7 protein-coding genes and 1 pseudogene are annotated in these 11351 nt (G+C 67.2%); 3 read left to right on the top strand and 5 right to left on the bottom strand.

The annotated features are described in order from the left end of the window. Positions 1-178 precede the first annotated feature (178 nt). The 3 genes from fetB to FAZ79_RS10525 all read right to left on the bottom strand — a co-directional run bounded on the left by fetB (position 179) and on the right by FAZ79_RS10525 (position 2873). Positions 179-979 carry an iron export ABC transporter permease subunit FetB gene (gene fetB / locus FAZ79_RS10535; RefSeq protein ID WP_136867926.1) on the bottom strand — a complete coding sequence of 267 codons (801 nt, stop codon included), beginning with the start codon at positions 977-979 and terminating at the stop codon, positions 179-181. Next, positions 966-1568 (bottom strand): ATP-binding cassette domain-containing protein, encoded by a 603-nt coding sequence (locus tag FAZ79_RS10530; RefSeq protein WP_136867925.1) that lies wholly within the window; start codon positions 1566-1568, stop codon positions 966-968. The genes fetB and FAZ79_RS10530 overlap by 14 nt, the downstream gene beginning before the upstream one ends. Before the next feature lie 186 nt (positions 1569-1754). Continuing rightward, positions 1755-2873, bottom strand: a complete 1119-nt coding sequence (locus FAZ79_RS10525; RefSeq protein ID WP_136867924.1) for a c-type cytochrome — start codon at positions 2871-2873, stop codon at positions 1755-1757. Between FAZ79_RS10525 and recG the strand changes: the two genes are divergently transcribed. Then, the gene (gene recG, locus FAZ79_RS10520) at positions 2862-5090 is read left to right on the top strand and encodes an ATP-dependent DNA helicase RecG (protein WP_136867923.1); all 2229 of its coding nucleotides are present in this window, start codon (positions 2862-2864) and stop codon (positions 5088-5090) included. The two genes, FAZ79_RS10525 and recG, sit on opposite strands and share 12 nt — an antisense overlap. Positions 5091-5274: 184 nt before the next feature. After that, entirely contained in the window at positions 5275-7464 is a 2190-nt protein-coding gene (locus tag FAZ79_RS10515) for a transporter substrate-binding domain-containing protein (protein ID WP_136867922.1), read from the top strand. Between the two features lie 210 nt (positions 7465-7674). On the opposite strand, the pseudogene FAZ79_RS10510 reads toward FAZ79_RS10515, so the two are convergent. Further along, positions 7675-8721 (bottom strand): annotated as a pseudogene (locus FAZ79_RS10510) (MFS transporter); the annotation flags it as partial. A gap of 213 nt (positions 8722-8934) precedes the next feature. Next, positions 8935-9789, bottom strand: coding sequence for a sensor domain-containing diguanylate cyclase (locus tag FAZ79_RS10505; protein ID WP_136867921.1), 855 nt, complete (start codon positions 9787-9789; stop codon positions 8935-8937). A gap of 618 nt (positions 9790-10407) precedes the next feature. Between FAZ79_RS10505 and FAZ79_RS10495 the strand changes: the two genes are divergently transcribed. Next, positions 10408-10698, top strand: a complete 291-nt coding sequence (locus FAZ79_RS10495; RefSeq protein ID WP_136867920.1) for a helix-turn-helix domain-containing protein — start codon at positions 10408-10410, stop codon at positions 10696-10698. Positions 10699-11351: the final 653 nt, after the last annotated feature.

Genomic DNA, 11351 nt, shown 5'->3' with positions numbered 1-11351 from the left:
ACAGGCGCGGATTTCTCCATCGAGGCCCGGAGCACTGAACCGCTCCACGAGGAGGCCGAATAGATTGACGCAACCTGATTATCCACCACCCCACCGGGGGCTTGCGATCGGGGAGCAGGCCATAGATTGTGGTCGACACCGGGGCCGACGGGCCGGCTCCGTCTCGAGCCGCGCGGCGTCAGCGTCCGCTGCGCAGGCGGTCGAGGCGGAGGCGATCACGCGCATCGAACAGGCGGCGCGCGCCCAGCTGCACGGCAACCAGCGAGCCGAAGCCGGTCGCGGCCGTAATCAGGAACATGATCAGGATCTGGTACTTGACCGCCTCGACTGGCGGCGAGCCGGCCAGGATCTGGCCGGTCATCATCCCCGGCAGGCTGATCACGCCGGCGGCGGCCAGCATGTTGAGCGTCGGGATCAACCCGGCGCGCATCGAATCCGACCTCAGCTCGGCGGTGGCATCACGCACCGAGTGGCCCAGCACCAGCCTTGCCTCGATCTCGACCCGACTCTGCCACGCCGTCTGCGTGAGGTTGTTCAGCGCAAGCCCGATCCCGGTCATGGTGTTGCCGAGGATCATCCCCAGCAGCGGGATGGCGTACTGCGGCTCGTACCAGGGATCGGTCTCGATCATCAGAGTCAGGGCCAGCACGGTGACGATCAGCGCGGTAGCGCTCATCGCCGCCAGCCCGATGCCGTAGCCGTGCCAGCCACGAATGGCACGTTTCTGCCGGGCGACCACCTCGTAGCCGGCCAGCCCCATCATCACCATCGCGATCAGCAGGATCCAGGGCAGGGTCGCGGCATCGAAGACCGCCTTGAGGATCACGCCCACCAGCAGCAGCTGCAGCACCATGCGCACGCTGTTGAAGGCGAGCGTGCGGAACAAACCCAGCCCGAGGATGATCTGGACCACGCCCAGGGCCAGCACCAGGCCCGCGGCCACCATCAGGTCGATCGGCGTGAGGCTATACAGATCCATGCAGCAGCCCTCCCTCGGCGGTCATTTCCAGCCAGCGTTCGCCGTGCGAGGCGATCTCCTGCGGGTCGTGGCTGATCCACACCGCTGCCGCCTGCCGTTCGAGGAGATAGTCGAGCAACAGCCCGGCCATCGCCTCGGCGTTGTCGCGATCAAGGTTGGCGGTCGGCTCGTCGAGCAGCAGCACGCGCGGCTCGAGCGCCAGGGCGCGCAACACCGCCAGCCGCTGGCGCTCACCGGAGGACAAGCGCTCGACCGGCGATTCCCAGAGCGCGTCACGCAGGCGCAGGCGCGCCCACGACGACTCGGGCGGCCGGGCCGGGAAATGCTCGGCCACCGTTTCGGCCCACCAGCCGGATTCCGCCGGCACCAGCACCACCTGGCGGCGCCAGTCGGTGGCCGGCATGGCCTGCTGCTCGGTGCCGTCCAGGCAGACCTCGCCCTCGTGCGGGGAGAGATCCGCCAGCGCGCGCAGCATCTGGCTCTTGCCCACGCCCGACTCGCCGCGCACCGGCAACACCTGGCCGGCGGCGAGCGCGAACGAGACCGGCGGGACGTTCGGCCCGCTCAGCTCCTTTACCTCGAACAACATGGCTCTCCCCTTCTGGAAAATGCCGTCCCGCAAACAAAACGCCGGCCCAGGGGCCGGCGTCTCTGCCAGTGTCCGGCCACCACCCAGTGGCCGTCGGGCGTACTTACTCGCTGACTTCTTCCAGCGTCGCGATGTAGGCCGCCAGGCTGTCGATGTCGTAATCGGACAGGTGGGTGGCCTGCGGGATCATCGCGTAGGAGTTCGGACCCATCTCCTGGCCCTTGCGGTAGATCTTGAGCAGGCTGGCCGCCTGGTCCATGCCCATGCCCGCGAGCTTCGGCGCGTTGAAGAGCTCGCGCCCGCGCCGTTCTCGCCGTGGCAGATGGCGCAGTTGGAGAACAGCGCCTGGCCGTGGTTGATCATCGACTCGCTGACGATGACCGGCTCTGCCGGCTCGGCCTTCTCGGACGCGCCTTCGTCGGCCTTGGCCTGCTCGCCGCCGGCACTGCCACCTCCGTTGGTGCCACCGAAGGCATCGGCGATGTAGACCGACAGGTTGGCGATCTGTTCGTCGGAGAGGTTGGAGGCGTTCGGCGCCATGGTGCCGTAACGATCACCCAGGCCGACCGACTTCAGGTACTCCTGGTCGCCTTCACGGTACGCGGTCAGCTTCTTCTGGATGTCGGCCGCGTCCATCTCGGTCAGTACCGGGAACGCACCGCCCTGGCCGTTGCCGTCGGCACCGTGGCAGGCCGCGCAGGAAGCGTAGGCTTCCTTGCCGGCCGCGACGTCACCGTCGACCGCACCGCCGCCGTTGCCGCCAGCGCTGTCGCCGCCGTCGGACGAACCACCGGCACCGCCACCGAACTCGTCGCCGATGTAGGCGGCCAGGTCAGCGATGTCCGCGTCGGAGAGGTTGGCCGCGTTCGGCGCCATGGTGCCGTAACGATCGCCCAGGCCGACCGACTTCAGGTACTCCTGGTCACCGTCGCGGTAGGCAGCCAGCTTCTTCTCGGCCTCGTTGGCCGGGATGCCGGTCAGCACCGGGAAGGCGCCGCCCTGACCCTTGCCGTCGGCACCGTGACAGGCCGCGCAGGAGGCGTACTTTTCCTTGCCGGCGGCAATGTCGCCACCGGAACCACCAGAGGATTTCTCGTCGCCACCCGACTTCTCGTCCGCCGAGGCAGTCTTGGTTTCCTCTTCCTTGCTTTCCGGCTTCTCGACCACCTGCCCTTCGAGCGAGTTCTTGTCGACGGTGTTCATCAGCGAGCTGATGAAGTAGAACACGACGACCAGCAGGACCAGCGCCGAGGCGAAGCCCACCAGCTTCGACATCGGATCGACCTTGGGGGTATGTTGAGCCACGAGAGTCCTCCAGAATCTTTATCGTTTTGGCATGCGCAACGGCGCGTAGTATATCGGCAAAAATCCTCGTTTGACAGAACCGGCGCCCGCATGTCTCCCTCCGCACCCAAAAAAAACCGCACATCCGGCAGGGCCACTGGCTCGGGGCGCACCAGAAAGCCATCTCCGGGGCTTTCCTCGCCCGTGGCCGACCTGCCCGGCGTCGGGCCGAAGGTCGCCGAAAAGCTCGCGCGCCTGCACATCGAGACCGTCGGCGACCTGCTCTGGCACCAGCCCCTGCGCTACGAGGACCGCGGCACCCGGCAACCGCTATCACCGGAACACGTTGGCGAAGCGGCGCTGTTCGAGGTCCGGATCAACGAGGTGCGCCCCCTGTTCCGCGGCAAGGCCCGGCTGGTCTGCCAGGGCGTGGGCGAGGGACCGCAGGGCCCCGTCGCGGTCACCGTCTGGTTCTTCGGTCGCTTCGGGCCCACCCCGCAGGCCGGGCGCAGCTACCTCTTGTTCGGCGAGCTGCAACACGGCCCGCACGGGCTCGAGATGGCCCAGCCGGAGCTGGTCGCCCCCAACCAGATCGGCCAGATCCGCCCGGTCTACCCGGCCACCGAGGGCATCGCCCAGCCCAAGCTGCGCCAGCTGGTCGAGGCCGCCATGGAGGTGGCGGTGCGCGATCTGTCCGACCCGCTGCCCGGCTCCATCCGCGAGGCCCGCGGCTGGCCGTCACTCATGCGCGCCCTGCAACGCATCCACCTGCCCAAGCGCAACGACGGGGTGCCCGCGCGCGGCGAGCCGGCGCTACAACGCCTGATCACCGAGGAACTGGCCACCCACATCCTCGCCCTGCGCCAGCGCCGGGCGGTCACCCGCCAGGTCGCCGCCCCGGCCATTCCGCCGCGCGACCACCTGTTCGCTCAACTGCTCGGGCACCTGGGCTTCACGCCCACCGGCGCGCAGCAACGGGTGATCGGCGAGATCAAGACGGACCTGGCCCAGGAGCTGCCGATGCTGCGGCTGGTGCAGGGTGACGTCGGCTCGGGCAAGACACTGGTGGCCGCGGCGGCGGCACTGGACGTGATCGATGCCGGCTACCAGGTCGCGCTGATGGCGCCGACGGCACTCCTCGCCGAGCAGCACGCCCGCAACTTCGCACAGTGGTTCGAACCGTTGGGGCTGTCGGTGCTGCTGCTCTCCGGCCAGCAATCGGCGGCCAGCCGACGGGAGAGGCTGGCGCAACTGGCCGACGGGCGGGCGCAGATCGTGATCGGCACCCACGCCCTGTTCCAGGAATCGGTGGCCTTCGACCAACTGGGGCTGGTGATCGTCGACGAGCAGCATCGCTTCGGCGTGCACCAACGCCTGGCGCTGACCGACAAGGGCGCCAGTCAGGACGGCGGCGCGCGCCGACCGCACCAGCTGATCATGACCGCCACCCCCATCCCGCGCACGCTCGCGATGACGCAGTTCGCCGACCTCGACGTCTCGGTCATCGACGAGTTGCCGCCGGGACGGACGCCGGTGACCACCGTGGTGGTGCGCGCCGATCGGCGCGGCGAGGTGATCGAGCGCATCAGCCAGGTGTGCGCCGAAGGGCGGCAGGCCTACTGGGTCTGCCCGCTGATCGAGGAGGGCCAGATCGAGGCGCAGGCGGCCGAGACCACCTTCGCCATGCTGGGCGAGGAGCTGCCGCATTTGAACATCGGCATGGTGCACGGGCGCATGAACGCTGCCGAGAAGCAGCGCGAGATGGCCCGCTTCAAGGCCGGCGACTACCACTTGCTGGTGGCCACCACCGTGATCGAGGTGGGCGTGGACGTGCCCAATGCCTCGCTGATGATCATCGAGAACGCCGAGCGCATGGGGCTGGCCCAGCTGCACCAGCTGCGCGGACGAGTCGGGCGCGGCGCGACCGCCAGCCACTGCGTGCTCCTGTTCGACGAACCCTTGAGTGATCGCGCCCGGGCGCGGCTGGGGCTGATGCGCGAGACCGAGGACGGTTTTCGCCTGGCCGAGGCCGACCTGGAGCAGCGCGGCCCCGGCGAGGTGCTCGGCACCCGCCAGGCCGGCATCGCCAAGCTCAAGATCGCCGACCTGCAGGAAGACCAGGGCAAGCTCGAGGAGGCCGGGCAACTGGCCGACGAACTCCTCGAGCGCTTCCCCGAGTCGGTCCACCCGTTGATCACACGCTGGGTGGGCGCGGCCGGCCAGTACGGACAGGTGTAGCGCACCTGCCTCTTGCCCGCGCCCAGCCGCTGACATACAGTTTTCCTTATACCCCGATCCAGGTACGACCCAACCGGCACGACGGCCAGCCGCATGCCGCGCCGGCCGGATCTCAAGGACACTCTCGCCACCCGGCCCCACGGCCGGGACACACCCCTGGCACTGACGGAACCACGCGCCGGCCATGAAGCGACTCTGCCTTTCTCTCCTCGGGACCTGGTTCCTGCTGATCGCCCCGGTGGTGACCCAGGGAGTCATGGCACAGGGAGCGATTGCCCAGACGATTGCCCAGGCAACATCGGCCGCAACCCTCAGTGCCGATGAAAAGGCCTTCCTCGAAGACCACCCGACGGTGAGCATCGCCATGATGGTCGAGCATCCGCCGTTCACCGTCCTCGGCGACGGCTCGGGCAACGGCTTCGAGCACGACCTCCTGCACCTGATCTCCACCAAGACCGGGCTCACGTTCGAGAAGACCTTCGGCGCCTGGGGCGATTCGTTCCGTCGCTTCCGCGACGGCGAGGTCGACGTGATCTCGAGCATCTCCTACCGCGAGGACCGCACCCCCTTCACGCTCTACACCGAGCCGTACTACGAGCTGCCGATCTTCGTTTTCGTGCGCGACGACTTCGGCGGCTACGACGGGCTGGAAGACCTCGAGGGGAAGCGGGTCGGGGTGATCGAGGACATCTTCTACGTCAAGGACCTCGAGGCCGTCGACGGCATGGAGCTGAGGCGCTACGGCACCTACCAGGAAATGACCCGTGCGCTGGTGCTGGGCGAGATCGACGCCCTCGTGCAGAACCTCACCAACATCAACGCGGTGATCAAGCGCCGCGCCTACACCAATATCCGCATCGCCGGCGAGCTGGACCTGCCCGGGGTGAACCAGGAAGACCTGCGCTTCGGCATCACGCCGGACAAGCCCGCGCTGCGCTCGATCATGCAGAAGGGGCTGGATGCGATCACCCCGGCCGAGTGGCAGGCCCTCACCGCCCGCTGGCTGGACGTGCGCGGCGCGGCCACACCGGGAGCCTTGCCGGCCATCGACCTGACCGAGGCCGAGCGCGCCTACCTGGATCGGGCACGGCACATCGACATCTGCATCGATCCGAACTGGATGCCCTTCGAGCGCTTCGACGAGCAGGGCAAGCACGACGGCATCAGCGCCGACTACTTCGCCCTGTTCGAGCAGGCGCTGGGCGTGGACTTCCGCCCGCTGCCGGTGGCGACCTGGTCGGAATCGGTCGAAGCGCTCAAGGCCGGGCGTTGCGAGCTGTTCAGCCTCGCCATGCGCACGCCCGAGCGCGAGAGCTATGCCGAGTTCACCGACAGCTACATCCGGACCCCGCTGGTGATCGCCACCAAGGCGGACGTCGCCTTCATCGACGGGCTCGACGACCTCAAGGGACGCAAGATCGCGATCCCGGCGCTGTACGCCTTCGCCGAGCTGCTACGCCACGACTTCCCCGACCTCGAACTGGTCGAGGTGACCGACATCGACGCCGGCCTGGCGATGGTGCGCCGCGGCGAGGTGTTCGGCTACATCGGCACGCTCGCCACCATCGGCTACAAGCTGCAGACCGAGTACACCGGCGAACTGCGCATCACCGGCGACACCGGCAAGTCCTGGGACATGGGCGTGGCCGTGCGCGAGGACCGGCCGGTCCTGCACGGCATCATGCAGAAGGCCGTCGCCAGCATCACCGAGGAACAGCGCCGGGACATCAATAACAAGTGGATCGCCATCCGCTACGACCAGCGCGTCGACTACACCCTGCTCTGGCAGGTGAGCGCGGTGTTCGTGCTGCTGATCGTCGCCGGCGGGCTGATCTACTGGAAGCAGGCCAACCTCAAACGCCAGCTTGAGGCCGCGTACCGGCAGTCCGAGCGGCTGGCCGTCACCGACAAGCTCACCGGCGTGTTCAACCGCCACCGCCTCGACCAGGCGCTGGGGGAGGAGACGCGCCAGGCCGAACGCTACGGCGAGGGCTTCGGCGTGATCATCCTCGACATCGACCACTTCAAGGCGATCAACGACCGTTACGGTCACCGTGCCGGGGATGCCGTGCTGCGCGAGTTCGTCGACGTGCTGCGTCGCAACTGCCGCCAGACCGACCTGCTCGGCCGCTGGGGCGGCGAGGAATTCCTCATCATCGCCCCGCATGCCGACAGGGCGAACCTGGTTGCCTTCACCGAAAAGCTGCGCGAGGCGATCGAGACCACGCCCTTCACCGAGGCCGGCCGCGTGACCACCAGCATCGGCGCCAGCCTCTACCGCCCGGGCGACACCCCCGACACGCTGGTCAAGCGCGCCGACGACGCCCTCTACGACGCCAAGCGCCAGGGGCGGAACACCGTCGCGTTTCGCTAGGACTGCGTAGGAGGCCCGGGCCTCGCTCGCGTGGGGGTCCAGCGGCTTGCCATCCCCGTCCAGGAGCTGATGGTCGTAGGCCGCCTGCAGGCCGGTTTCCCTCTCGTCTTCCGCCGCCGCTTCGCCGAGGGGGCGCGGGTACAGGGGCGAGAGCATGGCGACCACCACGCCGATCGCGGCGAACATGGCGAACGCCTGGTTGTAACCGAACTGCTCGACCAGCACGCCCACGACCGGCGAGCCCGCCGCCTGACCGAGCGAGACCGCCACGAAGGGCAGCACCGGCCCCAGCGACAGGCGCCCGGGCAACAGGCGGATGCCGGTCATCAGGTAGAGCCCCGTCAGGCTCATGTAGGCCAGGCCGAAGACCAGGGCGGAGAAGGCCGCCAGGAACAGGTTGCCGGGGCTGGCGGCGAGCAACGCCAGGCTGGTCGACAGCATCATCAGCATCAGTGCCTGGGTGATCGGCGGGTTGTTGCGGTCGGCGAGATCCGCCACCACCGCCCCGCCGAGACCGGCGATGCCGACGGCCAGCCACAGCCAGCCGGTCGCACCGGGCGGCAGATCACCTAGCGTGACCACGAGGTCCGGCGCGAAGATCCAGTAGGCCGCCGAGACGAACCCCATCAGGAAGGCGAACACCGACAATCGCCCGAGGCGCCACCACTGCAGCGAGGTGATCGGCGGCGGGGTCTCGGCCTCCCTCGGCGTGACCCGCGACACCGATGGAATGACGAACCACGTGGCCACCAGCCCGATGACGGCCAGGAAGGCAAACGAGCCGTAGGCGATCCGCCACGCGTCGGCCAGCAACAGCACCGCCGGCACGGCCACCGCCACGCCCACGCTGGTGCCCGCGTTCATGATCGAGCTCACCCGCCCGTGCATCGAGCGATCGACCACCGCCTGCATCGCCCCCGACAGCGCCGGCATCATCAGGCCGGTGGCGACACCGCAGGCAAACACCCCCACGCCCAGCGACACCGCATCCGGTGACTGGCTGATCACCAGCAGCCCACTGGCCGCGAGCGTGCCCGAGAGCATCGCCGTGTAGCGGGCGCCCATCCGCTTGGCGAGCGTTGGCGCGGCGAACGAGGCGAGGATGAAGCTGATCAGCGGCAGGGCACCGATCACGCCGACCACGTCCGGCGACAGCCCCAGATCGGCGCGGATCGGCGGCACGAACAGGCCGAAGGCAAAGCGCGCGAGCCCGTAGGTGATGGCGATCAGGCCGGCACCGAACAGCGCGAACCTCATGCTCGAAGGGAATTGCATGCCACCCCCGCCGGACTCGCATCGAGAAAGTGTGGTCCTCGGCGGCCTTGTCGCACGCCGCAAACCGAACCATCAGAGCCTAGGATTCTCCCGGGCCAGGTTCAAGCCGGCCTGCGTCCGCCCCTCACGCGGGCCGAAACGGTCGGCAGTCGCGCCACCAGCCGATGCCGGCAATTTGTCAGCGCGTCAGCCGGTTTACGATCGGCGCCCCTTCAGCCGGTACATTTCGTCGTCCGCATGGCTCAGCAGGGTGTGGGCATCCTCTCCGTCCGCCGGATAACAGGCCATGCCGATGCTGCAGGCGACGGTCTTCATCCCGTCGAACTCGGCGCCCAGCGGCTCGGCCAGGACCGCGGCAATCTCGTCGACCTTCATGGCGACGGCATCCGCCGACGGGATGTCCGTCAACAGCACAATGAACTCATCACCCCCCATGCGGGCCACCGTGTCCGTCTCGCGCACGCAGCGTTCCAGCCGCCGGGCGATCGTGCAGAGCATGCGATCCCCCATCGCGTGGCCATGGCTGTCATTGATCGACTTGAAGTCGTTGACGTCCAGGAACAGCAGGGCCAGCCTGCGCTGATGGCGATGGGCCGCACGCAGGGCCGAGTCCAGGCGGTCGTTGAACAGCGATCGGTTGGTCAGCCCCGTCAGCGGATCGTGATGGGCAAGGAAGCGCAACTTGTCCTCGGCCAGCCTGAGCGCCGTCACGTCCCGCGCCACGCCGATACGCACGCCGTCCTCCTCGGACCAGCGGGCCGACCAGAGGATATCGACGACCGAGCCGTCCTTGCGGATATACCGGTTGTGGAAATCGTTGTGCGACTGACCGCTCATCACCCGGCCAATCGAGTCGTGTGTCGCCTCCAGATCGTCCGGATGCATGTAGTCGGTGATCGGCGTGCCAATCAGCTCCTCGGCACGGTAGCCAAGCAGCGCCTCGCAGGCATCGCTCACGAAGACGATCTGGTTGTCCGCGTCGACCACGAAGACCGCGTCCATCATCAGGTGGATCAGCTTCGGGTACAGCGCGTCGATATCCACGGGCATGGTTTCGGGCTTCGGCTGGGTCAGGTAGCTGCCAGTGTAGCCTCAACAGGGCGGGAATCCGGGACAGAATCCCCATCGCCGGAATCCGAACAGTACGCGGGCTGGGAAAGGCGCCGCCCCCTTCTCCACGAGTTGCCCAGAGTACGCCATTGGCGTATATTTTTGCCATGCACACGGTGGCCGAAACACCCATCTTCCAGAAGTACGCCAAGGAAATCTGGTCGGAAGACGAACGCATGGCTTTCATCGAGTGGATCGCCGCCAACCCATGCGCCGGTGACGTCATCCCGGGCTCGGGAGGTTGTCGCAAGGTGCGCTGGTCTCGCTCGGGGATGGGCAAACGCGGCGGTGCCCGGGTGATTTACTTCAGGGGACCTCGAAAAATCGTCGCGAGCCACCCGAGTGCAAGGAGCCGCACAGCGAGCGACGAGACATATCAAGAAGATAGGCGAGGCGCGAGCGAGCACGCGACGCCGCAATCGGGTGGCGCAGCAGGTTTTTCGAGGTCCCCTTCGACGTAACCGACGGACGGATCTGCTTACTCATCGCGTACACCAAGGCCAAATTCGACAACCTGGAACCGTCGTTTCTGGCGAAACTGAAAAACGAGGTGGAACCATGACCGCCAAACACGACACCGAGATGGAGACGTTCGAGAACGATCTGCTCGAATCGGTAAAACAGATGAAAAAAGGCGAGGCCACGAGGGTGACCGAGGTAGAACTCACTCCAGTCGCCTCGTTGCGGGCACGCATGGGGCTCTCGCAAACTCAGTTCGCCCGACTGCTCGGCGTGTCCGTCCGCACGCTCCAGCAATGGGAACAAGGCAGACGTCATCCCACGGGGCCGGCCAGGCGCTTGCTCGCGATTGCCGAGAAACGCCCCGACGTGCTGCTTGAGGAATCCTGATCGTTCGGAGATTCAAGCCACGGCAATGCCCTAACCCTTTTCCGCGGGGAGCCTTGTCGCGGAGGCAGAACGGTTTCGGGCGTTTGTCACGTCCGGAGGTTTCGATCACACCGCCCTGCTAACGCCCGAGGCACTTTCTATTGCTTGTCCAATAGAAAGTCCCCAAAGACAAAAACACCCCGGCGCCTTGGCCCTTCGGGCTTCCCTCGTCACCACCGGGTAGCGGACGGGTCGGTTCGACGCGACATCGTGTCGCGCAGAACCTCGGAGCGACGTCCATGTCGCTCCGACCCTGCAACCCGGCGGTAACGAGGCAAGGCGCAGGGGCCCCGGGGATTGCCAGCCGAGAATCCCTCGTTGAAAAACTACCTTTTCTGCCCGCCCGAACGCAGGACAGCCGCACCGCGGCTTTCGCGGCCAAGGGCCGCTCCCACAACCACCCGATCCCCGGTGAGCGAGCCCCGCTCGCGAAACGCGCCAACGGCGCGTGCCCCGCCAGCAATCCCTCACCAATCCATCGCGCCTAAAGGCGCTTGTATGTTTACCCCGGCAAGTCAAAAACTGGGCTTGTCGGGGTGGAGGGACAGAAGACGCTTCTGGCTCAAATGAAAGAGCACAGACGGTAGGAGACCTCGTCCCACCCCTCACCTTCA

Origin of the sequence: Guyparkeria sp. SB14A (assembly GCF_005096345.1) — a bacterium.
Lineage (GTDB): Bacteria > Pseudomonadota > Gammaproteobacteria > Halothiobacillales > Halothiobacillaceae > Guyparkeria > Guyparkeria hydrothermalis.
The sequence above is the reverse complement of the archived record's forward strand: the minus strand, read 5'-3'. Positions and strand labels throughout refer to the sequence as shown.

Excerpts from the sequence above, each read along its gene's own strand:
- FAZ79_RS10495 (WP_136867920.1), top strand. The coding sequence starts at position 10,408 with ATGACCGCCAAACACGACACCGAGATGGAGACGTTCGAGAACGATCTG.
- fetB (WP_136867926.1), bottom strand. The coding sequence starts at position 979 with ATGGATCTGTATAGCCTCACGCCGATCGACCTGATGGTGGCCGCGGGC.
- FAZ79_RS10505 (WP_136867921.1), bottom strand. The coding sequence starts at position 9,789 with ATGCCCGTGGATATCGACGCGCTGTACCCGAAGCTGATCCACCTGATG.
- recG (WP_136867923.1), top strand. The coding sequence starts at position 2,862 with ATGTTGAGCCACGAGAGTCCTCCAGAATCTTTATCGTTTTGGCATGCG.
- FAZ79_RS10515 (WP_136867922.1), top strand. The coding sequence starts at position 5,275 with ATGAAGCGACTCTGCCTTTCTCTCCTCGGGACCTGGTTCCTGCTGATC.
- FAZ79_RS10530 (WP_136867925.1), bottom strand. The coding sequence starts at position 1,568 with ATGTTGTTCGAGGTAAAGGAGCTGAGCGGGCCGAACGTCCCGCCGGTC.